16 protein-coding genes are annotated in these 23,760 nt (G+C 31.6%); 13 read left to right on the forward strand and 3 right to left on the reverse strand.

Features of this window, described 5'->3' with window-relative positions; genetic code table 11:
* Positions 1-409 precede the first annotated feature (409 nt).
* The 8 genes from AXE85_RS01300 to AXE85_RS08540 all read left to right on the forward strand — a co-directional run bounded on the left by AXE85_RS01300 (position 410) and on the right by AXE85_RS08540 (position 9,886).
* Positions 410-1,552 carry a BaiN/RdsA family NAD(P)/FAD-dependent oxidoreductase gene (locus AXE85_RS01300; protein WP_062172691.1) on the forward strand — a complete coding sequence of 381 codons (1,143 nt, stop codon included), beginning with the start codon at positions 410-412 and terminating at the stop codon, positions 1,550-1,552.
* 697 nt (positions 1,553-2,249) lie between these two features.
* Positions 2,250-3,830 carry a type I restriction-modification system subunit M gene (locus AXE85_RS01305; RefSeq protein WP_062172692.1) on the forward strand — a complete coding sequence of 527 codons (1,581 nt, stop codon included), beginning with the start codon at positions 2,250-2,252 and terminating at the stop codon, positions 3,828-3,830.
* 160 nt (positions 3,831-3,990) lie between these two features.
* Positions 3,991-5,016 carry a virulence RhuM family protein gene (locus AXE85_RS01310; protein WP_062172693.1) on the forward strand — a complete coding sequence of 342 codons (1,026 nt, stop codon included), beginning with the start codon at positions 3,991-3,993 and terminating at the stop codon, positions 5,014-5,016.
* Complete coding sequence (locus AXE85_RS01315) at positions 5,009-6,196, forward strand: restriction endonuclease subunit S (RefSeq protein WP_062172694.1); 1,188 nt, start codon at positions 5,009-5,011, stop codon at positions 6,194-6,196. Before AXE85_RS01310 ends, AXE85_RS01315 begins: the two co-directional genes overlap by 8 nt.
* Before the next feature lie 18 nt (positions 6,197-6,214).
* On the forward strand, positions 6,215-6,427 hold the full coding sequence (locus AXE85_RS08435) for an ADP-ribosylglycohydrolase family protein (protein WP_197415953.1): 213 nt from the start codon (positions 6,215-6,217) through the stop codon (positions 6,425-6,427).
* A gap of 438 nt (positions 6,428-6,865) precedes the next feature.
* Entirely contained in the window at positions 6,866-7,246 is a 381-nt protein-coding gene (locus AXE85_RS08530; protein ID WP_231723790.1) for a hypothetical protein, read from the forward strand.
* Complete coding sequence (locus tag AXE85_RS08535; protein WP_231723813.1) at positions 7,243-8,592, forward strand: type I restriction endonuclease subunit R; 1,350 nt, start codon at positions 7,243-7,245, stop codon at positions 8,590-8,592. Before AXE85_RS08530 ends, AXE85_RS08535 begins: the two co-directional genes overlap by 4 nt.
* Positions 8,558-9,886, forward strand: coding sequence for a type I restriction endonuclease subunit R, EcoR124 family (locus AXE85_RS08540; protein WP_231723791.1), 1,329 nt, complete (start codon positions 8,558-8,560; stop codon positions 9,884-9,886). Before AXE85_RS08535 ends, AXE85_RS08540 begins: the two co-directional genes overlap by 35 nt.
* A 273-nt stretch (positions 9,887-10,159) precedes the next feature.
* Here the strand turns inward: AXE85_RS08540 and adhE are convergent, their stop codons facing one another.
* Complete coding sequence (gene adhE, locus AXE85_RS01330; RefSeq protein ID WP_062172695.1) at positions 10,160-12,802, reverse strand: bifunctional acetaldehyde-CoA/alcohol dehydrogenase; 2,643 nt, start codon at positions 12,800-12,802, stop codon at positions 10,160-10,162.
* A 1,102-nt stretch (positions 12,803-13,904) separates the two neighbouring features.
* On the opposite strand from adhE, the gene AXE85_RS01335 reads away from it, so the two are divergent.
* Positions 13,905-14,831: an alpha/beta hydrolase gene (locus AXE85_RS01335; RefSeq protein WP_062172697.1), complete on the forward strand. Its 927-nt coding sequence runs from the start codon at positions 13,905-13,907 to the stop codon at positions 14,829-14,831.
* Positions 14,832-15,105: 274 nt separating this feature from the next.
* Here AXE85_RS01335 and AXE85_RS01340 read toward each other — a convergent pair whose 3' ends face one another.
* Both AXE85_RS01340 and AXE85_RS01345 read right to left on the reverse strand, forming a co-directional pair.
* On the reverse strand, positions 15,106-16,188 hold the full coding sequence (locus tag AXE85_RS01340; RefSeq protein ID WP_021752304.1) for a M24 family metallopeptidase: 1,083 nt from the start codon (positions 16,186-16,188) through the stop codon (positions 15,106-15,108).
* A 355-nt stretch (positions 16,189-16,543) separates the two neighbouring features.
* On the reverse strand, positions 16,544-17,527 hold the full coding sequence (locus AXE85_RS01345) for a DDE-type integrase/transposase/recombinase (protein ID WP_062174648.1): 984 nt from the start codon (positions 17,525-17,527) through the stop codon (positions 16,544-16,546).
* Between the two features lie 193 nt (positions 17,528-17,720).
* Here AXE85_RS01345 and AXE85_RS01350 point away from each other — a divergent pair, with 193 nt between their 5' ends.
* The 4 genes from AXE85_RS01350 to AXE85_RS01365 all read left to right on the forward strand — a co-directional run bounded on the left by AXE85_RS01350 (position 17,721) and on the right by AXE85_RS01365 (position 23,653).
* Complete coding sequence (locus AXE85_RS01350) at positions 17,721-19,109, forward strand: peptide MFS transporter (protein WP_062172698.1); 1,389 nt, start codon at positions 17,721-17,723, stop codon at positions 19,107-19,109.
* Between the two features lie 454 nt (positions 19,110-19,563).
* On the forward strand, positions 19,564-20,526 hold the full coding sequence (gene pip, locus AXE85_RS01355; protein WP_062172700.1) for a prolyl aminopeptidase: 963 nt from the start codon (positions 19,564-19,566) through the stop codon (positions 20,524-20,526).
* Positions 20,527-20,841: 315 nt separating this feature from the next.
* Positions 20,842-21,813, forward strand: a complete 972-nt coding sequence (gene pip, locus AXE85_RS01360; RefSeq protein WP_062172702.1) for a prolyl aminopeptidase — start codon at positions 20,842-20,844, stop codon at positions 21,811-21,813.
* 46 nt (positions 21,814-21,859) lie between these two features.
* Positions 21,860-23,653, forward strand: coding sequence for an aminopeptidase P family N-terminal domain-containing protein (locus AXE85_RS01365; RefSeq protein ID WP_062172704.1), 1,794 nt, complete (start codon positions 21,860-21,862; stop codon positions 23,651-23,653).
* The last annotated feature ends 107 nt before the right edge of the window (positions 23,654-23,760 follow it).

The following is a 23,760-nucleotide window of genomic DNA, read 5'->3' on the forward strand; positions in this document are numbered from 1 at the left end:
AAGGTAATTTATAGTCGTATATATTTAGAATTTATTTTTGTTATATAAAAAATCTACACTATAAATAAAAGTTTTTATTGTTGTTTTAAAAAATATAACTATTATATTATATAACAGATTATAAAAATTAAATAAGTATAACTATATTAATAAAAATTCTGATAAAACTAACTGAAAAAGAAAGTTATAATTGATAACTCATATCAATTTCATAAGTAGATGTTTTTTAAAATTCTTGTTAATTCCTGATATGATCGTGTTTCGTGATTTTTAATGTTATGATACAGTGATGTGGAAAAATAAACTATAATTTAGATATTAAATTTCAGGAAAACACTAATTGAATGTGATATAATACCTAATGAATTAAAGTTAATATTAAAATAACTTATTTAAGAAAGGATACTGAATGAAACAATATGATGTAATAATTATCGGTCTTGGAAGTGCAGGGCTTATGATAGCTGATAGGTTAAATAATAGCGGACTTAATGTTTTAGTTCTTGAGAGAAATAAGCGAGCGGGAATAAAACTTCTTTTAACAGGAAATGGCAGATGTAATGTTATGTCGAACGATAATGCTGAAGATTTTATAAATGCAGTTCATAACGGTAGATTTTTAAGAAGTTCTTACCATAAATACAATATTAAAAAATTTTTCGACAAACATAATTTACCACTAAAATTAGAGAATAGAAGACTGTATCCTGCCAGTGAGAAAGCGATAGATGTCGTTAATTGTTTTAAGATAGACCACATTAAGGTGAATTATAAAGAAAAAGTAGAAGATTTAATTTTTAATAATGAAAAACTCATTGGGGTAAAAACTCAGACGAATTCTTATTATGGGGAAAATATTGTTGTTTGTACGGGTGGAAAAAGCTATCCGAAAAGTGGTAGCGACGGTATGCTTCATAAAATACTAAAAAAATATGGTATAAAACAAACAAAAATTTATCCTAGTGAGGTGGCATTGATATTTGATGATTTTATAGAATTGTCAGGTGTAACCTTGCAAAATGTCAGAATGTTTCATAAGAAAAATGAAAGAATAGGAGATTTGCTCTTTACTCATAAGGGATTAAGCGGGCCTTTAGCGATTTCAATGGGAGAGTTCGTGGCGAGATTTCCGGAAGATAAGTTTTATTTAGATTTTTATCCGGAGTTAAATGAAGAACAGTTATTTAATAAATTATGGAGTGACAATAAGTTTTTAAGTAAAAAATTTCCAAAAAGTTTTTATAATTTTATGCTTCGGTATTTTCCGGAAAATATTAGCAAAAAAGAATTGAGAAAGTTTATATCTAAAATTAAACGTTATGAATTAATCGGCGTAAAAACTATGGCTTTAGAATATGCTTTTACAACAGCAGGAGGTGTTGATTTAAAAGAAGTTAATCCGAAAAATTGTAGTCATAAGAAGATAGATAATTTATATTTTGCCGGAGAAATTTTGGATTTGCATGGTGAAATAGGTGGTTATAATCTTATGGTGGCATGGTTAACAGGTATGACGGTAGCGGATTCTATAAAGGAAAAGTTTAGTAAATAATACATTACAATATTTAATAAAAAATATATAAGATTTGTTGAGATAATGTTTCTATAGTGGGTGTATTAATTATCCTTGGTTCAAAAGTACATGATATGTCTATAACTTTGTTTTTATAGGAGTAAATTACTTTTAAAGATTTATGGTTGCTCGACAAAGCCTATTTTACTACATGGGATTTACTCTTTTTTTATATTTTTTTGTAACTATAGAAATGTTACGATATTTTAAACTTTCTTTTAAAGTTTCTTATTTTAAAATAATAATAAAAATGTTATAATATTTGTAAAATGATTTTATAAACTTATCTACAAGGGGTAGATATATGTAATGTACTGAGAAAATTTTGATGAACTAAGAATATTAATAAAACACTTGATGAAAGTTTGTGGCTTACATCTACAAACGTATTCAAAATTAGTAGAGAAGAGTCCGACAATATGGAAATTTTATACTGTATAGATATGTATAAAGTGTTGATTTTGCTAGTGTTTTTCTATTTATAGGTAAATCTGTATAGTGAGAAACTATAATATTTTCATATATTTTGAAAAGCGGTATCGATATAAAAGTTGTTATAAAAATAATTGAAATTTTCAAGAAATATGTAATTTTTTCACTTTCTAACAAAAAATATTTGTTAGTCTTAAATAGGTTATAAAGCAATGTTTAATTAATAATGTGAGGTAATTAAGAAATGTCAAATTTTGTAAATGGTAATAATGAAGCAATACAGAGAACAGAATTGCATAGAAAAATTTGGGCTATCGCTGATGATGTTCGTGGGGCGGTAGATGGTTGGGATTTTAAACAGTATATTTTAGGAATTTTATTTTATAGATTTATTTCTGAAAATATTACAGAATTTTTTAATTCTGCAGAACAAGAAGCTGGAGACTTGGAATTCGATTATGCAGATATTTCTGATGAAGAAGCAGAACAATACTTCAGACCTAATACTGTAGAAGATAAGGGATTTTTCATATTACCGAGTCAACTTTTTAAAAATGTTGTTAAATTCGCTAAAGATAATGAAAACCTTAATACTGATTTAGCCAATATATTTAAAGCGATTGAAGGCAGTGCGATAGGTTTTGCATCAGAAGATGATATTAAAGGTTTGTTTGAAGATGTTGACACAACCAGCAACCGTTTAGGTGGAACAGTAGCAGAAAAAAATAAAAGGTTAGCTGATATTTTAATAGGTATAGCGGAAATAAATTTTGAAAACTTTCAAAATAATGACATAGACGCTTTTGGCGATGCTTATGAGTATTTAATTTCGAATTATGCAAGTAATGCAGGAAAATCAGGTGGAGAGTTTTTCACTCCGCAAACCGTATCAAAACTTTTAGCAAGAATTGTAATGGACGGAAAAGAAAAGATAAACAAAGTGTATGACCCAACTTGTGGAAGCGGAAGTTTACTTTTACAGATGAAAAAACAATTCGACGACCATATCATAGACGAAGGTTTTTTCGGTCAGGAAATAAATATGACTAACTTTAACTTGGCTCGTATGAACATGTTTCTTCATAATATTAATTACAATAACTTTTCAATCAAAAGAGGAGATACTTTACTCAATCCAACGCACAAAGATGAAAAGCCTTTTGATGCAATTGTTTCAAATCCACCCTATTCAATTAAATGGGTAGGAGATGCTGACCCAACATTAATTAATGATGAACGTTTTGCTCCTGCGGGAAAATTGGCGCCGAAATCTTATGCGGACTATGCTTTTATTATGCACTCATTAAGTTATCTTTCAAGTAGTGGTAGAGCTGCTATAGTATGTTTTCCGGGGATTTTCTATAGAAAAGGTGCGGAAAAAATTATACGTAAATATTTAATAGATAATAACTTCATAGATTGTGTAATACAGTTACCTGAAAATTTATTCTTCGGTACATCAATAGCAACCTGTATCTTAGTTATGGCAAAAAATAAGATTGAAAACAAGGTGCTTTTTATTGATGCAAGTAAAGAATTTAAAAAAGAAACGAATAATAATATCTTGGAAGAAAAAAATATATGTGCAATAGTGGATGAATTTAGAAACAGAACAGACAAAGAATATTTTTCAAGATATGTAGATAGAACTGAAATAGAAGAAAATGATTACAATCTATCTGTTTCTACTTATGTTGAAAAAGAAGATACCAGAGAAGTAATTGACATAAAAGTTCTAAACAAAGAAATTGAAGAAACAGTAAAGAAAATAGACGAACTAAGAAGCTCAATAAATGAAATTGTAAAGGCGCTTGAAGATGAGTAATCAAGCAACAAATTTTTTTAATTAGCTAAAATACAACTGTTTCCAAAATGAAAAAAGAAGGAAATGGAGATGTCAAAAAAACATTTAATTTTTATAATTTAGATGCAATAATTTCTGTCTGATATAGAGTTAGTTCATATAAGGGGAAAGGAGCGTTGTTATGAGTAAAGAAATAAAACAAGATAACGGAGAGATATTAATATATAACGCAGATGATGGAAGTACCAGAATAGATGTTCGTTTTATTGATGAGACAGTATGGTTATCACAACAGCAAATGGCAGAGCTATTCAAAACTTCTAGAACAAATATTGTAGAACACATAGGAAATATCTATGATGAGGGTGAATTGAATAAAGAATCAACCTGTCGGGATTTCCGACAAGTTCGAAAAGAAGGAAATCGTAACGTTTCAAGAAAAATCACATTTTATAATTTAGATATGATAATATCACTTGGATATAGAGTAAAATCAAAAATAGCCACTGATTTTAGAAAGTGGGCGACAGAACGTTTAAAAGAGTATATTATCAAAGGCTTTACAATGGATGATGAAAGGCTCAAAAACTTGGGTGGTGGAGCATACTGGAAAGAGCTTTTAGAAAGAATTCGTGATATTCGCTCAAGCGAAAAAGTATTTTATCGTCAAGTATTAGATTTATTCTCTACAAGTATAGACTATAATTCTAATAGCGAAGAAGCTAAACATTTTTTTGCGACAGTTCAAAATAAACTTCATTATGCTATTCATAATCACACAGCAAGTGAGATTATTCATAGCCGTGTTGATAGCAAAAAAGAATTTATGGGACTTACAATTTTCAAAGGAGAGTTACCCACATTAACAGAGGCAAAGGTGGCAAAAAATTATTTGAATGAAAAAGAACTAAAGAGTCTAAATTCTTTAGTTTCAGGATACTTAGATTTTGCAGAAAGACAAGCAGAAAAAAAAGTTATGATGACTATGAAAGATTGGATAAATCATGTGGATAGAATATTAATAGCAACCGGAGAAGATTTGCTAAAAGATAATGGCAAAATATCAAGACAACAAATGATAGAAAAAGTTGAAAAAGAATATAAAAAATATAATGAAAAAACATTAACACAAGTAGAAAAAGACTATCTTCTTGAAATTAATAATATAAAAAATATTGCCTCAAAAGGTGGGGATGACAATGAGTAAAATAGATGAATTACTAAAAGACGAAAAAGTAGAATGGAAAAAACTTGGAGAAGTTTGTAATATTAAGAGAGGTCGTGTTATATCCAAAATCTATTTAGAGGAACGTAAAGGGGAATTTCCTGTATATTCATCTCAAACAAGAAATAATGGAGAAATAGGAAGAATAAGCACATATGATTTTGATGGAGAATTTGCAACATGGACTACAGATGGAGCATATGCTGGGACAGTTTTCTATAGAAATGGAAAGTTCTCAGTAACAAATATTTGTGGACTGATTGAGCCAAAAGATAATAAAAAATTATTGGTTAAGTTTATAGTATATTGGTTACAAATTGAAGCAAAAAAGCATGTAAAAGGGGGTTCAGGGAACCCAAAATTAATGAGTAATGTAGTTGAAAGAATAAAAATTCCTATTCCATCAATAGAAACACAAGAAAAAATTGTAAAAACACTTGACAAATTTACAAATTATGTTACTGAATTACAGGCTAGAACTAAACAGTATGAATATTATAGAGATATGCTTTTAAGCGAAGAATATTTGAATAAAATTTCTGCAAAAATAGAAGGAATTAGAAATAATGGGGAGATATCATTTTATACATTATCTCAAGTATTTAATACGAAAAACGGTTATACACCTTCTAAATCTGTTCAGGAGTATTGGAATAGTAAAGATATCCCGTGGTTTAAGATGGAAGATATTAGAGAAAATGGAAATATATTAAGTTATGCAAAAAATTATGTTTCAAATTCTGCAATAAAAGGAGAACTATTTGAGCAAAACTCTATTATTTTATCAACATCTGCGACTATAGGAGAACATGCTTTAATAACAGTTCCATTTTTAGCGAATCAAAGATTTACTTGTTTTTCATTGAAAGATAATTACAAAAAAGAAGTAAATATAAAGTATGCATATTATTACTTTTATATAATTGATAAATGGTGTAGTAATAATATAAAAATTGGTAATTTTCCGTCTGTAGACGTTAGTATATTGTTAACACAGACAATTCCTATACCAGATATTGAAATTCAAAACAAAATAGTTGAAATTCTTGATAGATTTCAATCTTTATTGGCTGATACAAAAGGTTTGTTGCCACAAGAAATTGAACAAAGACAAAAACAATATGGATATTATAGAGAAAAATTATTAAGTTTTAAAAGATAGTTTTAAAGTGAGAGTGCAATGAATAATATTAAAGACAGATTAAAGGGTGTTCTCTATGGTTTTTCAATCGTAGATGTAATGGGAGCTACTACCGAGTTTATGAGTGAGGCTGAAATAAAAAGAGACTATGGCAAGCTGACTGATATAATAGGTGGAGGTTGGCTCAACTTAAAAACTGGAGGAGTTACAGATGATACACAGATGCCGATTTGTGTTATGGAAGTCTTATGAGAGCTCTGCCTTGTACTTCGTTAAATTCAGAAAAATCGCCTGAACTTAATTTTATTTAGGGCAATATTACTCATAAATAATAATATTTGTAGAAATATTTTAAAGGAATATACTGAAATTATAAAAACTCATATTTTAGGAAAGAGAATAAGTCTAAAAAAGAGAGTTCTTTTAGAGCTAAGTGATATATTATCAATACTTTTAAAGATGCTATTTATTGGAGTGAAAAGAAAACTTTTGAAGATTGTATCATCGGTGCTGTAAATCACGGTGGAGATGCGGATACAATTGCAGGGATTGAAGGAAGCATTGCTGGTGCAAAACTTAGATACGAAAATATACCTAAAAGATGGATTGAAAAAATGGATAAAGAAGTAGTAAAGAAATTGGAAGAATTTTTAGAATATGTTTTTAAAACTTACGGAAGGAGTAATTCAGATGTCAGAAGAACGACTAAACTATAACACATCTACAATTGCCGAGATGACAAATGGAATCATTTTGGCTAATTTCGAAAAATATTTAAAAGTTAGAGAGACTTCATATCAAAGTGAGGCAGAACTTGAAAAGCAAATGATTGAAAATTTAGTTTCTCAAGGTTACGAGAGACTAATGGTAAAGTCAAATGATGAGTTGTATAAAAATTTAAAAATTCAAATTGAAAAACTAAATGAAGTATCTTTTTCGGGTGAAGAGTGGAATAGATTTTTAATTGAATATCTGGATGCTCCAAATGATGGAATGATTGAAAAACTCGAAAGGTACAAGAAGATTATATCCATGATTTTATTTTTGATGATGGACATTTACAAAATATAAAAACTATTGATAAGAAAAATATTCACAATAATTTTTTGCAGGTTGTAAATCAAGTTACTGGCGGAGAAAAAAATCAAAATCGTTATGATGTAACTATTCTAGTAAACGGATTGCCTCTAGTTCATATTGAGTTAAAAAAACGTGGAGTAAATTTACACGAGGCATTTAACCAAATTCACAGATATAGCAAAGAGAGTTTTAATTTGGATAATTCTCTTTATAAATTTGTACAAATTTTTGTAATTTCTAACGGAACCTATACCAGATATTTTGCAAATACAACTGCAAAAAATAAAAATAATTATGAATTTACTTGTGAATGGGCAGATGCTAAAAATAAGGTAATTTGTGATTTAGAGGATTTTACTAAAACTTTTTTTGAGAAGCGTGTCATTCTTGAAGTTCTCACAAAATATTGTGTTTTTGATGTTAATAATACTTTGTTAATAATGCGCCCCTATCAGATTGCAGCTACAGAAAGCATTTTGTGGAAGATAAAATCAAGTTATGAGTCGAAAAAAGCCGGTAGACCTGAAGCCGGAGGTTTTATTTGGCATACAACAGGTTCAGGTAAAACATTAACTTCTTTTAAAACGGCACGACTAGCTACAACATTAGGTTATATAGATAAAGTATTTTTTGTGGTAGATAGAAAAGATTTAGATTACCAAACGATGAAGGAGTATCAAAGATTCCAGCCGGATAGTGTAAACGGAAGTAAAGATACAAGAGAACTGAAAAGGTGTATCGAAAGAGATGACAATAGAATTGTTGTTACTACAATTCAAAAGTTAAATGAATTTGTAAAGAAAAATCCTAATCATCCAATTTATGATAAGCATTGTGTTTTTATATTTGATGAATGTCATCGTTCTCAGTTTGGAGATGCACAGAAAAATATAAGAAAAGCATTTAAAAAATACTACCAGTTCGGTTTTACGGGAACACCGATATTTCCACAAAATTCTCTTGGTGGAAATACAACATCGGATATATTCGGAGCTCAGCTTCATAGTTATGTAATTACAGACGCTATTCGTGATGGAAAGGTTTTAAAATTCAAGGTTGATTATAATAATATCATACCTAGATTTAAGATGGCAGAAAAAGAAGAAGATGAAAAAAAATTAGCAAAATTAGAAAATAAAATGTTGCTTCATCCGGAGCGAATCACGGAAATTACAAAACATATTCTTAAGGTGTTCGATACAAAGACACATCGAAATGAATTTTATGATTTAAAACATAGAAGATTAAATGGATTTAATGCGATGTTTGCTGTTCAAAGTGTAGAGGCTGCAAAATTGTATTATGAAGAGTTTCAAACAACAAGAGTTTCTACCTGAAGAAAAGAGATTAAAAGTTGCTACAATCTATAGTTTTTCTGCAAACGAAGAACCCTCCGCTATTGGTGAAATAACAGAAGAAAATTTTGAGCCGTCTGCTATGGATTCAACTTCAAAAGAGTTTTTGAATAAGGTTATTGATGATTACAATAAACAGTTTAAAACAAATTATTCAACTGATGGAAAGGAATTTCAAAATTACTATAAAAACTTGTCTCAAAAAGTAAAGGATAAGGAAGTTGATTTGCTAATTGTAGTAGGAATGTTTTTAACAGGTTTTGATGCGCCAACATTGAATACTCTGTTTGTAGATAAAAACTTAAGATATCACGGTTTAATTCAAGCATTTTCAAGAACTAACCGTATTTTAAATAAAGTAAAGACTTTTGGAAACATTGTATGTTTTAGAAACTTGGAAAAAGCTACAGAAGATGCAATTAAAACTTTTGGAGATGAAAATAGTGTCAATGTTATTTTAGAAAAGAGTTATGATGAATATATACATGGTTTTACAGACGAGGAAACAGGAAAGACGTTTAAGGGATATGTTGATATATGTGAAGAAATAATTGCCAAATTTCCGGATACAACTGAAATTGTTTTTGAAGCAGATAAAAAAGAATTTGTACAACTTTTTGGAGAATTGTTAAAAGCTGAAAATATTCTTAGAAATTTCGATGAATTTGAAAGTTTTGAAAAAATTATTTCTGATAGACAAATGCAAGACATGAAAAGTGTATATGTAGATATCAGAGAAAGTATTTTGAATGAAAGACGAAGTGAAAAGGCTGAAGGCGAACAGGTTGATTTTTCAAATGTCGAGTTTCAAATTGATTTGTTGAAAACTGATGAAATAAATTTAGACTATATTTTGGCTTTAATACTGGAAAAATCAAAAGAAAACGAAGATGTAGAAAATTTGAAAGCAGAAGTACGTCGAGCAATCAGATCAAGTCTTGATACAAGAGCAAAAGAAAACTTAATTATGGAGTTTATCAGCAAAACAAAATTGTCAGAATTAAAGAATACTGATGATATTCTTGAAAAGTTTTATATGTTTGCAAGAAAAGAAAAAGAAAATAAAATTAAATCTTTAGTTGAAGAAGAAAAGCTGAAAGAGGGAGCAATGCGTTTTATAACAAAATCTATTGATAACGGGTATGTGGAATATGCTGGAGATGAATTAGACCGTATAATTCCTCCAACTTCACGCAGAGGTGGGGGAAGAGAAAAAAAGAAAGAATCAGTATTAGAAAAAATAAGAAAAATTGTGGAAATTTTTGTAGGTATTTAGTTGCGATTTTAAATTATCAGAATAATGCTAGATTGATTTTCTAGCTGTGAAGTGTTATATAGACTAAAATTAGAGGAATTGAGGGAAGAGTTTTTGATAGGGACAAGTATTTACCTTATCATTTAATCTTACTCTCTTTCTTTCTTAATTTGCCTTATATTTAGCGTAGAGTTATATATAAAATCCCGATTTACCGTATTTAGTAAGTCGGGATTTTAAGAGAATTAACTTATAGTTATAAACTTATTTATTTTCCTATAAAATAATAGTTAACTATTTATTTTCTTCATATTTTTTCTTATCATATCCGAACCATGCAGCTTCCATAATTCCCTCTAAGTCTTTAAGTAAAGCAAGTCTTGGGTTGGCTGGAGTACATTGGTCTTCATAAGCATCAAGTGCCAAGGTACGAAGTTCAGCTTTAAATGCTTCGTAATCCACACCGTGATCTTTAAAGCTCATAGGAGTACCTACACGTTTACCTAATTCGAATACTGCTTGTGCATAAGATTCAACAGCTTCTTCAGGAGTATCGGCTTTAAGTCCTAACATACGAGCAATGTCTTGGAATCTTTCTGCAGCTTTATAGTGTTCATATTTTGGCCAAATAGACACTTTACCGGGACGAGTACCGTTATAGCGAATAACGTATGGAAGTAAAGTAGCGTTTGTTTCACCGTGAATAGTACCGAATTTACCACCGATTTTGTGTGCCATAGAGTGACAGATACCTAAGAACGCATTAGCGAATGCCATACCGGCTAAGCAAGAAGCGTTGTGCATTTTTTCACGTGCATCTTTATCAAATTCTCTAACAGATTTTTCCAAGTTTTCAAAAACAATTTTAATTGCTTGTAGAGCGATACCGTCGGTATAATCATTAGCAAGTATAGAAGTATAGGCTTCTGTTGCGTGAGTAAGAACATCCATACCTGTAGATGCTGTAGGTCTGGCAGGTACTGTCATAACCAAATTAGGATCTACGATTGCTACATGCGGTGTAAGTGCATAATCAGCTAATGGATATTTTTTACCATGTTCTTTATCTGAAATAACAGCAAAAGGAGTAACCTCACTACCTGTACCTGATGTAGTAGCAACAGCGATAAATTTCGCTTTATTTCCTAAATGCGGGAATTTTACAGTACGTTTTCTGATATCCATGAATTTTTGAACAAGTTCTTTAAAGTCTGCATCAGGTCTTTCATAGAACAACCACATAATTTTACCGGCGTCAATAGCAGAACCACCACCAAGAGAAATTATAGCATTAGGTTTAAATGAGTTCATAATTTCCAAACCGCGACGTACGGTTGTAATATCAGGGTTAGGCTCAACGCCTGCGAATATTTCATACTGAACTTTGTTTTTACGTCTGTTAAGTTGATCGATGATACGAGCTGCAAATCCAAGTTTAACCATAGATTCGTCAGTTACGATCATCACCTTTTCTAAACCCTCCATTTCACTTAGATATCTGATGGCATTGGGTTCAAAATAAACTTTTGGTGGAATTTTATACCACTGAAGATTGTTATTTCTACGTCCAACTAACTTGATGTTAAGAAGATTTACTGCGCCGATATTTCCAGAAACAGAGTTACCGCCAAAGCTACCACAACCTAATGTAAGTGATGGAATAAATGCGTTGTACACATCTCCGATACCACCGAATGAAGCTGGAGAATTCCAAATAATACGACAAGCTCTAACTACCTTACCGAATTTTTCAGCAACATCTGCATCTTGAGTGTGGACAGCGGCACTGTGTCCTAAACCGTTAAATTCAACCATTTGACGAGATTTTTCAATACCGTCTTCTGTGCTGGTTGATTTAAGAATAGCAAGTACCGGTGAAAGTTTTTCACGTGTAAGAGGTTCATTTACCCCAACTTCCTCACATTCAGCAGCCAGTATAACGGTTCCTTTCGGAACTTCAAAGCCTGCCATTTTAGCAATATCTTCAGCATATTTACCAACGATTACAGAATTTAATTTAGCGGTATTAACATTTTCAGAATATGCCTCAACTCCGAATAATAATTTTTCTAATTTAGCTTTTTCTTCTTTATTAACAAAGTAAACACGATGTGATTTTATAAGTTTAATAAACTCATCATAAACTTCTTTGTCTACAATAGCAGCTTGTTCACTGGCACAAATCATACCGTTATCAAAAGCTTTTCCTAAAACTATGTCGTTAACAGCTTGTTTTAGTTTAGCATCTTTATGAACATAAGCAGGTACGTTACCCGGACCAACACCAAGAGCAGGTTTTCCACAAGAGTAAGCGGCTTTAACCATTCCGCCACCACCGGTAGCAAGAATAGTAGAAACGCCGGGATGTTTCATTAAAGCGTTTGTACCGTCTAGTGTAGGTTTTTCGATAAATTGGATACAATCTTTAGGAGCTCCGGCTTTAACGGCAGCTTCATAAACGATTCTTGCAGCTTTTTTAGAACATTCGTTCGCTGCAGGGTGGAAACTAAAGATTATAGGGTTACGAGTTTTCAAACAAATAAGAGATTTGAAAACAGTGGTAGAGGTGGGGTTGGTGGTAGGTACTATACCGCAAATAACACCGACCGGTTCAGCAATCGCAACAAGACCGTCCGATTCGTCTCTATCAATAACACCGACAGTTTTTAGTCCACGAAGATTATTCGTAATATATTCAGAAGCATATAAATTTTTAATAGCTTTATCTTCTACATTACCGCGACCTGTTTCTTCAACTGCTGCAATAGCAAGAGGACCGTGCTCTTCTAAAGCGGCAACAGCGGCGGCTTGAACAATTGAGTCAATTTTTTCCTGATCTTCTATTTTTATGAATTCGTCAAGTGCAACTAGTGCTTTCTTGACAAGAACATCAACTTCTTCTTCTGGATTTACAACAGTTTCTTTTTCTTTTACCATAATAATTACCTCCTGTATATTATCAATAATACCAATAATACTAACTGTGCAATCACGTAACTTCATAATCTTAGATGATTCTGAATAATTGTATATTTCAGTACAGAGTTTCAATATGGTGTAATAATTGAGTAGATATAACAAAAATTACATCGTTTACATCTAAGGTGCTCAAGTTACTTAGGAATCGTTTGAAACAATTGCATGGAATGTCGACATATTTATCCTTGCAATTTAAGTGTAGCACATACACAACCCAGAAGCAAACACTTACAAAGGTTTAGAAAATGCTTGTAAAATAAACTAAATTATATATATAAATAATCACGATATGTTTTGAAAAATATATGTATGTTTATGTAAAAGTACAGTTGATATAACTATAAGCGATAAGAACAATGTAACAGTAAAAAAGGATCTATACTAATTATAGATACTATATAACAGTTATAAAATAATAGGGCATTCAATTATATTTTTATAAATAAATGTATAAATATTACACATTTATTACCTTACAATGATAATGGTTATCATTTACATTTTAAAAATGTTATTTTCTTAGAAAAAATATAGAACCTTACCGGTAACTTTTTGATTGTTGTAATAAAAATTTATCAGAAATTAAGAGAACAATAATAAATGAATGCTAAGTTATTAATAATAATTCTAAAGTGTTAAAATATGGAAATTAATTATCAAATAAAAAATTATAGATGGCTAAAAGACGAAAAATAAGGGTTAAAAAATATAATTGGTACATTTATAAGCATAGATATGGATATAAAAGAAAATATTTAATAAATTTTTTATTTATCGTAATATTGAAAAATACTCTAAATAAGTTATAATTAAATTTAGAGATACAAAAATAAACTTTGATGGAATGAGTGTTGAATATTTAATAAGATTTGATAACAAAATAATAAAAAGAGTTCAGTGTTTTGAAGTGTAGGTTCGGAGTTATAGAACGAGTAAAAGTTGAACTATTGAGTTAATTAGAGATACTTAAAGTCTATATTAGTGATTTTTTTTATTTACTTTCCTTTGATAACATAGTATAATCAACAATATGTTTTATTATGAAGAAAGGAACGTAACAATGAAAAAACGGTTTAAAAAAATATTGATTGGGGTGCTTATTGTTATGGTTGCAGGTTTTGGTTTTACAGGTAATTATTTTTATAATTTTGCATTAAACCCAAAGGTAGATAAAAGTGCGATAGTAAGTCAGGATAATGATGGCAATAAAGAAGATAAAGCTGTATTGAATCAGTGGTTTGAAAGTAATAAGCAAGAAGTAACGATGAGTTCTGTTACAAAAAACAAATTGGTGGGTTATAAGTTTATTAATCCGAAAGCAACTAAATGGATTTTTGTCGTTCACGGTTATACTAGTGAAGCTAAAAAAATGGTAACCTATATCAAACAGTTTTACGATAAAGGATACAATGTTTTTGCTCCTGATTTAATAGCACATGGGAAAAGTGCCGGAGATTTTATCTCCATGGGTGGCTACGATTCAGATGATTTAGTAAACTGGGTGAAAAAAATCTCAGCAGAAAATAATAATGCCGATACCGTATTATTTGGGATTAGCATGGGGGCTGCAACGGTAATGAATGCTATCGGCAAAAATTTGCCGACGAATGTTAAAGCGTTCATCGAAGATAGCGGGTATGTAAATTTAAAACAGGAATTTACATATCAGTTGAAAAAATTATTTAATCTTCCGAGTTTTCCCATTATACCGGCAGCTAATACGGTGACAAAAATTAGAGCGGGATATTTTTTTGGAGATGTCGACGCAACAACGGCTTTAAAGAATACAAAATTACCGGCGTTGATTTTGCACGGTGAAAAAGACGGCTTTGTACCGATCGAGCATGGAAAAGAAGCGTATAATTTGATCAGTTCTGAAAAAGAATTTCATAGTTTTGCCGGAGCAAAACACGTCCAAGCAGAACGCAAATATCGTAAAGAGTATTGGAGTATAATAGAAAAATTTTTAAATAAATATTTTAAATAATCGCTTAATAATTATAAAAGAAACTGACTTAAAAGGTAAGTTTATTATATAATTTATTTAGTTAACAGTTAGATATATATATATTGGTTTGGGAATATGTTTTGAAGAATTATTCCCAAACTTAATAAACTATGAGGGGTGGTTCAAAAATAATGATTTCGGTAGAAATCAATTTTTTGAGCCGCCCCTTTTTATAAAGAAAGGGCGATAAAAACATCGCCCCAAAAGTATTGTAGTTATAAAAAGTATTTTCGAAAGATGATCAAGTTGAAAATTAATCTTCTCCAATAACTACAAATTCTTTGTTTAATTTATTTAAGACTTCAACACCGTCCTCAGTAACAAGAACTAAGTCTTCGATACGAACCCCCATACGTCCGGGTAGGTAGATGCCGGGTTCGATAGAGAAAATCATACCCGGTTCACAAACCATTTCGTTTGTACTTGATACATCGCCGTATTCGTGATCTTCAAGACCGATTTGGTGACCGGTACGGTGAGTGAAGTATTCTCCGTAACCTTTTTCAGTAATATAGTCACGACAAGCGGCGTCGATGTCACATAATCTAACTCCGGGTTTAACCAATTCTGTACCACGTTTTACTGCTTCAAGAACAATTTCAAATACTTCTTTATCTTCCGGTGTCGGTTGTTTAAAGAACACAGTACGAGTCATATCTGAGCAGTATTTATCTTTAATTCCGCCAATATCGACAATAATAGATTCCCCCGGTTTTGGAAGTCTGTCACCAGGCAAACCGTGCGGATTAGCTCCATTATCACCATAAGCTATAATAGGTGGGAATGATGTTCCTTCAACACCGATTTCTTCGTAATAAGCAAGCAGTTTTTTAACCATGTCTTTTTCAGAAGTAGTTTCAGTAATGTTGTCGATAACAAACTGACAAGCTCTATCATTTAATTCAGAAGAAATTCGCATTAATTCTTTTTCTTCTTCGTCTTTAAGCATACGAGTAGTATCAACAAGAAGAGATACATCAACAAATTTATTATCCGGAAGTTTATCCATTAGCGGTAATAAGAAACGAGCAGGGAAAATTTTATCTATTCCTAATTTAGTACCGGCTTTTATATGATCGGCAACGATACTGATAATATCATCGGTATCTGAAATGCTTACTATATCCAAGCCTAAATCTTTATCCAGCGGGAACAGGATATTTAAAAACAATTTGTGATCCCCATTTTCATCTAATAAAACAGCAAAAAATCTTTCCCCCGGATTTTCTAAAAATCCTGTTAGATAAAAAATAGAATAAGGATCGCTAACAAGTGCTTGTGAAATGCCTTGTTCTTTCATTTTAGATAGAATCTTATTAGTTCTTGAAAGTTTCATATTATACAACTCCTTTAAAATATTCTGAACTTTATTTTTATTATAGCACTACTAAAATACAAATACAATACCCATAAAATAAATAATGATAACATTTACACAGTGTACATTTGTAAATGATGTGAGACAAAAAAAGTAAAAAATAAATACCGGATATAATAGAATTACATAGAAGCTAGCTTCTATGTAAACCGTATGAAGCCCCCGACGTAAATTACATTATTTGATTAGATTTGCCAGCTTTAATTCCTTAGAGAACATTTCAGATTTCTAAAACTTATTTGTCAAGGATTTGAAAAAGGCGTAGCCCTTGTCCTTGACAAATAAGTTGTGAAATCTATTATCTAACAAGGAATTAAAGCCGGCATATTTTTATAGACTCTTTCCGTAACTCTTTTCTTTTTTCAACAGGAGAAAGCCAATTTAAAGTCTGCATAGGAAGACGGTTAGAGCGATATAGATACTTTTTCATCTGAGATATAAGATCATCATACGAAAAGAAAGATAAACGCCTGTAAAAACGTTCATTATCATTTCTATGACTACGTTCAACCTTACCGTTATGTCTAGGAGTTCTAGGTCTAATAAGTTGATGTTTAATGCCAAGATTATTACACAATACATCAAAAGGGTGTATTCGTTTAGTATCTTTAAAATGTGTAAATTCAAAACCATTATCAGTTTGAATTATCTTGGGTTTATACCCAAAATAATCAATAGCCATTTTAACAAATTGAACAGTAGAGTATGATGATTGTTCTTTAAAAGGGAAAATAAATCTTTCCCTAGTAGCTTCATCAATGATAGTATATTGATAAAATTTATCTGGAATTTCTCCTACATAACAACGTTTAGGAACATATTTCACATCAAGTTGCCATTTTTTACCAATTTCAGTAGGTGTATCATAAGGTTTAGGTTTATAAGGAATTACTTTTTTCTTAGTATCTTTATAAAAACCTAATTTTCTAAGTACTCTAAATAAAGAACAAGGATGTCTTTTATAACCTTTGTTGAATTTAAGTTTAGCATATAATTCAATCATAGAAATATTAGGGTTACGTTTAATAAGATTTTTAATCCAAGACAATTCTTCAACTGTATGGGCGTTAGGGTGAATAGAATGAGGTCTATGAGACTTATCTATAAGAGACTCTTTAGTACCGTCATATTTTTTATTCCAACGCAAAAGAGAGGCTTTTGATATTTTATAGCGCCTACAAATAAAGCGGATAGAGTTACCATTTCTATAAGTTTTAACTGCAGCTATTCTTGTTTGTAAAGTATGAGGTATATATCGTTGTGTTTTTTCTATATTTTCTGTTATAATAGTTTTCATAAGAGTAAATTCCTTTTTTTGATTTGTAGGTAACTTCATTATACAGGATTTACTCTTCTTTTTTTTATTATATGTCTCACATCTATTGTAACACTACAATAAATAATGATAACATTTACACAGACAGTTGTAGTTTTTATACTGCTGTGTTATAATATGTAATATAATTATTTAAGAAAGAAGGGGTTTTTTTATGTCTGAAGTTGCGGTTAAAAAAGGAAAACCGTGGAGTTTTTATATGAGCTCTATTACGTTCTCATTTGAACGTGCCGCTTACTATTCATCGCGTTGGCTATTATTTACATATGTAACCGTAGCCGTAATATCTGGAGGAATGGGAGAAAGCGGTTTAGGGTTAGGTAAAGTTGAAGGTGCGGCAATGCAATCCAATATTGTTGCCTTTACTTATTTAGCACCTGTGTTGTTCGGTTTTATCGCCGATAGGTTTTTGGGAGCGAGATATTTGATTCCGGTAGGATTATTATTAATGGCTCTTGGCTATGGATATGCAGGTTACGTCGGAACATACTCAGCAATGTGGGTTATGATTGTCTTGGTATCAATCGGTACAGGTTTCTTTAAAGGGAATATTCAAGCGTTAGTAGGTCGTATTTTTGATGGTGATCAATCTCGTAAAGACGATGCGTTTTCAACGATGTATTCATTTATTAATATCGGATCGTTTGTAGGAACTACGTTTGTAGGAATATTGTATGTTAAATTAGCTACAGCGGGAGCTAACGGATACTTACAATGTTTTAAAATAGCAGGGTTACTTTGCCTGATAGGTGCGATTTGGTTTATTTTAGGATATAAATCTCTTGGTGAAGTAGGGAAACGTCCTTTTGCTGAAGGTGAAGTTAAACACGAGGAAAAACCTAAAGAGAAAAGACCGTTACAAAAATACGAAGTTCGTCGCGTATATTCAATTATTATTATTTCATTGCTATCAGTTATCTTTTGGACTTTCTGGTACCTAACTTATGTAATTCTTTATGATTATATGCCTAAATTTGTTGATACTAAATTAGGAAGTTTCACAGTTCCTACTTCATGGCTGGATTCTGTTAATGGACTATGTTGTATTATTCTGGGGCCTATTTTGGGTGCGTTATGGTACAAACTTTCTAAACGTCCGCAAGGAGACTGGAGCTTATATAAAAAAGCATCAATTGCTTTATTATTGCTAGGTGCGACTTTTGGTATTTTAGCATTAACAGAATTTACTCGTGGAGTAGGGGCTCCTGAAAGCCAAAAAGCAAGCATACTATGGGTTATCTTATTCTTCGTAGTACTAAGTATTGCTGAAATGTTCTTCTCTCCACTAGGAGCATCATTTGTTTCTAAATATTCGCCTAAGAGTATCTTATCAATAATGATGGCAGTTTGGATTGTAGCAACATTTGGAGCAGCTAAAGGGTATGGTATATTATATGAATATATCGCGGATATCCCAACTGTAAAATTATCATTAAGTATTGGTGCGTTCTGTTTAATAGTTGCAGTATTAATATTTGTTTTTGAGAAAAAACTTGCTAGCCTTGTAGAATTAAGAGAAGGCGAAACTTTAGTAGAAGATTAATTAATAATAATTTAATAGAAACTGACTAAAAGCTAAAAATTCTAATAGAATTTGCATATTAGCGGTTGGACGTACCGGTTTATTAATTTGGGAGTTTACTTTAAAAAACTCTCTCAAATCTAGTAAACCGTGTGAGCGGCTCTGTAGAATCGATTTTTAACGAAATCACGATTTTTGAGTCGCTCTTTTTTGTTGTGAAAAATAATTAACAAATATATTTGTTTCTAAAAATATGATTAATGTTTTAGTAAAGTAAAATTTTAAAATAATTTATTTCTAATAATTCACTGCTGCTCATAATAAATTTTGTTATAGTGTATATTATGTGTAAAAAATAAATATATTTTTTATAAAAACTAAAATGAAAAAATTTATTTCAAATTAGTAATGAAAAATACTATGTTTTATGTTAAAATTATAGTGTATATAAATTATTAACATAGGAGGTTATATCATGGCTGAACTTAGAGTATTTTATCCTGAAATAAAAGAGAATTTCTCAAAATTTTTAAAAGTAGACGATACGCATACAATTTATTATGAAGAAAGTGGGAATCCGAACGGAGTACCGGTAGTATTTTTCCATGGAGGACCCGGCTGTGGGACATCGCCTACATGTAGACGATATTTTGATCCGGAGTTTTATCGAATTATATTATTTGACCAACGTGGAAGTGGGAAATCAACACCGCATGCTTGTTTAAAAGATAACGATACGTGGCATATAATCGAAGATATTGAAAAAATCAGAAAAGAATTGAATATAGATAAGTGGTTGGTTTTTGGCGGAAGTTGGGGCTCTACACTGGCATTATGTTATGCTATTAAACATCCGGAGTGTGTGACAGGTTTAGTGCTTCGTGGTATTTTCTTGGGACGTCGTGAAGATATAGTGTGGATTTACGAAAAAGGAGGAGCCAGCAACGTTCATCCAGAAGTGTTTGAACGTTATGAAAGCATTATTCCGCAAGAAGAACGTCATGACATGATCCGTGCATATTACAAACGTTTAACAAGTGATGATAAAAAAACACGTGAAGTAGCTGCAAAAGAATGGAGTATGTGGGAAGGTAATTTGGTAACGTTGTATCCGGATCCTAATTTGGAACAAAGTTTTGGTGAGATAAATTATTCTATTTCAATGGCAACTATTGAATGTCATTTTTGGATGAACAATATGTTCTGGGAAGATGATAATTGGATTTTAAATAATGTTGATGTAATTAAAGATATTCCAACATGGATTGCTCATGGCCGTTATGATATGGATTGTCGTGTTGTTGGTGCTTATGAGTTAAGTAAAAAATTAAATAATTGTAATTTAGATATAGTAATATCAGGACATTCATCAGGAGAACCGGCTATTGTTGATTCGCTGATAAGAGCTACTGATAAATTCAGAGAAGTTTTAAAATAGTAGTTATTAAGGAAATGTAAATAATATATGTAATATCCTTATTATAATTTCCCCTTAAATCTAAACATTATTATTGCTATAAAAAATTAAATTAAAAATATTTTTTATCGACTTTTGTTGTATAAAACGCCAAGAAAGTGTGAAAACAAGTGCTGAATTATTAATTTATTATAGTGATAAATAAGGTATAAAACAAATATATTTATACTAACAAAACTAAATAATAAAATTTCATTAAAATCAATAATGAAAAACGCTTTATTTTGTGATAAAATAATATTGTAAAAAATATAAAGATTGGGGGAAGTTCTAATTATGGGGGAGCTAAGGACGTTATATCCAGAAATTAAAGAGAATTTTTCAAAAATGCTCAAGGTGGATGATACGCATACGATATATTATGAAGAAAGCGGTAATCCCGAGGGAATACCGGTAATCTTTTTGCATGGCGGACCGGGCGGAGGCACGACGCCGACAGGAAGACGGTTTTTCGACCCTACAGCGTATAGAATTATTCTCTTAGACCAACGTGGAAGTGGAAAATCGACACCACGTGCATGTTTAGAGAATAACGATACGTGGCATATTATCGACGATATGGAAAAAGTCCGTAAAGTATTGAATATTGATAAATGGCTTGTTTTTGGTGGTAGTTGGGGGACAACATTAGCATTATGTTATGCTGTTAAACACCCTGAAAAAATGCTTGGACTAGTGTTAAGAGGGATTTTCTTAGGACGTCGAGAAGATATTGAGTGGCTTTATGAAAAAGGAGGCGTAAGCGAGATTTTTCCGGAAGCCTTTGAACGCTATACATCAATTATTCCACAAGAAGAACGTGATGATATAATAGGTGCATACTATAAACGCTTGACAAGTGCTGATAGAAAAATACGTGAAGAAGCTGCACGTGAATGGAGTATCTGGGAAGGCAGTGTAATGACATTATACCCAATACCAAACGTTGAAGAGAGTGCGGGGGAAATTAATTTCGCTATATCGGTGGCAACTATTGAGTGCCATTTTTGGATGAATAATATGTTTTGGGGCGGTGACGATAACTGGTTATTAAATAACGTAGAAGCGATTAAAGATATTCCAACATTTATCGTGCATGGTCGTTACGATGTGGATTGTCGTCCGATTAATGCGTATGAGTTAAGCAAACGACTAAATAATTGTGAGTTGGAGTTTGTTATTTCCGGACATGCATCGTCGGAACCGGCGATTGTGGATGCATTGGTGCGTGCGACCGATAATTTTAAAGAAACATTAAAATTAAGATAATTAAAATTTATAATTATGAAAAATATAGAAAAAAGGAGTATGAAAAATGACAGTAAACGAAAAGGTAGCTCAACTTAGAGCGTTGATGGAGAAAAATGGGGTTGACGTGTATATGGTTCCTACGGCGGACTTTCACAATAGTGAATACGTGGGAGAGCATTTTAAAGCACGTGCATTTGTGAGCGGTTTTACAGGTTCGGCAGGTACTTTAATCGTAACTAAAGATTTTGCCGGATTATGGACTGATGGGAGATATTTCTTGCAAGGTGCTAAACAATTAGAAGATACTGTAATTGAGTTGCAAAGAATGGGAGAACCGGGGGTACCTAAAATTGTAGAATTTATCATAGAAAACACACCGGAAAATGGTGTTGTAGGATTCGACGGGCGTGTTGTAACGTTTGGAGAAGGAAAAGAAATAGCGACTAAATTAAAACAAAAAAATGCTACAGTTAAATACGAAATAGATTTAGTAGATGAAATTTGGACTGCTAGACCACCTTTATCAGAAGCACCTGCATTTTACTTGAACTTGGAACGTGCCGGAGAAACAGTTGCCAGCAAGTTGGAAAGAGTTCGTCGTGAAATGAAAGAAGCGGGGGCGAATATTCATGTAATTACTACTCTTGATGATATTGGATGGTTGTTAAACATTCGAGGAATGGATGTTGATTTCTTCCCGCTATTATTAAGTTATGCGGTGGTATGTGAAGATAAAGTTGATTTATATGTTGATGAAAGAAAACTTTCTGATGAAATTAAAGGGCATCTGAAAGAAGATAATGTTAACATTAAACCATACAATAACGTCTATGAAGATGTTAAAAAATTTGGAAAAAATGATGTTGTTTTAGTCGACCCTGCTCGTTTAAACTATGCTGTATTTAATAATATCCCTAAAGAAACAACACTAGTAGAAAAACGTAATCCTACAGTGTTGATGAAAGCTATTAAGAACGAAACAGAATTGAAACATACCGTTCAAGCACATGTTAAAGACGGTATCGCTCATACTAAATTTATCTATTGGTTAAAACAGCTGGTTAAAAACGGAACCAGTGAACAAGAAGATGAACTTTCTGCTTCTGATAAACTTGTCGAATTTAGAAAAGCACAAGGCGGATTTATTTGCCCAAGTTTTGCACCGATCTGTGGACATGCGGAAAATGGTGCTATAGTTCACTATTCTTCTACGAAAGAAACATCTATTCCACTACGTGCGGGAACATTCTTCTTAACAGACACCGGTGCCCACTATGATGAAGGATCTACGGATATAACAAGAACTACGGCAATGGGAGAAATAAGTGATAGATTAAAACATGATTATACTCGTGTATTACAATGTCATCTTCGCCTGTCAAGACTTAAATTTATGGAAGGTATTTCAGGTGCCAATGTCGATTTATTTGCACGTGCTCCGTTGTGGTATGATTATGAAAACTTTAATCATGGAACAGGGCATGGTGTAGGTTACCTAGGTAATATTCATGAAGGACCTCAAGGTATCCATTGGGGAATTCAACGTTCAAGTGAACCGTTCAAACATGGTATGACTATGACAAATGAACCGGGATTATATATTTCAGGTTCTCACGGTATTCGATTAGAAAATGAGTTAATTATTCGTAACACCGTTAAAAATGAATATGGTCAATTTATGGAATTTGAAGTAATGACATTCGTTCCTTGGGATTTAGAAGCTGTTGATGTTTCAATGTTAACAAGCGAAGATAAATATGAACTTAACAAATACCACAAAAAAGTGTTTGAAGTTTTAGCGCCGCATTTTGAGGGTGATGAACTTGCTTGGTTAAAAGAAGCTACAAGAGAAGTTTAATAAAGCAAAAAGGTTTTGAGTTCTCTCGAAACCTTTTTATTAACTAAATTTTATTGTAGAACTTTTGAATCATTGGTATAATAGTGTGTAAGAACTTTTAATTGTTA

It is taken from the genome of Gemella sp. oral taxon 928 (genome assembly GCF_001553915.1).
In the GTDB taxonomy this organism is placed as follows: domain Bacteria; phylum Bacillota; class Bacilli; order Staphylococcales; family Gemellaceae; genus Gemella; species Gemella massiliensis.

Excerpts from the sequence above, each read along its gene's own strand:
- AXE85_RS01300 (WP_062172691.1), top strand. The coding sequence starts at position 410 with ATGAAACAATATGATGTAATAATTATCGGTCTTGGAAGTGCAGGGCTT.
- AXE85_RS01305 (WP_062172692.1), top strand. The coding sequence starts at position 2,250 with ATGTCAAATTTTGTAAATGGTAATAATGAAGCAATACAGAGAACAGAA.
- AXE85_RS01310 (WP_062172693.1), top strand. The coding sequence starts at position 3,991 with ATGAGTAAAGAAATAAAACAAGATAACGGAGAGATATTAATATATAAC.
- AXE85_RS01315 (WP_062172694.1), top strand. The coding sequence starts at position 5,009 with ATGAGTAAAATAGATGAATTACTAAAAGACGAAAAAGTAGAATGGAAA.
- AXE85_RS08435 (WP_197415953.1), top strand. The coding sequence starts at position 6,215 with ATGAATAATATTAAAGACAGATTAAAGGGTGTTCTCTATGGTTTTTCA.
- AXE85_RS08530 (WP_231723790.1), top strand. The coding sequence starts at position 6,866 with ATGTCAGAAGAACGACTAAACTATAACACATCTACAATTGCCGAGATG.
- AXE85_RS08540 (WP_231723791.1), top strand. The coding sequence starts at position 8,558 with ATGAAGAGTTTCAAACAACAAGAGTTTCTACCTGAAGAAAAGAGATTA.
- adhE (WP_062172695.1), bottom strand. The coding sequence starts at position 12,802 with ATGGTAAAAGAAAAAGAAACTGTTGTAAATCCAGAAGAAGAAGTTGAT.
- AXE85_RS01335 (WP_062172697.1), top strand. The coding sequence starts at position 13,905 with ATGAAAAAACGGTTTAAAAAAATATTGATTGGGGTGCTTATTGTTATG.
- AXE85_RS01340 (WP_021752304.1), bottom strand. The coding sequence starts at position 16,188 with ATGAAACTTTCAAGAACTAATAAGATTCTATCTAAAATGAAAGAACAA.
- AXE85_RS01345 (WP_062174648.1), bottom strand. The coding sequence starts at position 17,527 with ATGAAAACTATTATAACAGAAAATATAGAAAAAACACAACGATATATA.
- AXE85_RS01350 (WP_062172698.1), top strand. The coding sequence starts at position 17,721 with ATGTCTGAAGTTGCGGTTAAAAAAGGAAAACCGTGGAGTTTTTATATG.
- pip (WP_062172700.1), top strand. The coding sequence starts at position 19,564 with ATGGCTGAACTTAGAGTATTTTATCCTGAAATAAAAGAGAATTTCTCA.
- pip (WP_062172702.1), top strand. The coding sequence starts at position 20,842 with ATGGGGGAGCTAAGGACGTTATATCCAGAAATTAAAGAGAATTTTTCA.
- AXE85_RS01365 (WP_062172704.1), top strand. The coding sequence starts at position 21,860 with ATGACAGTAAACGAAAAGGTAGCTCAACTTAGAGCGTTGATGGAGAAA.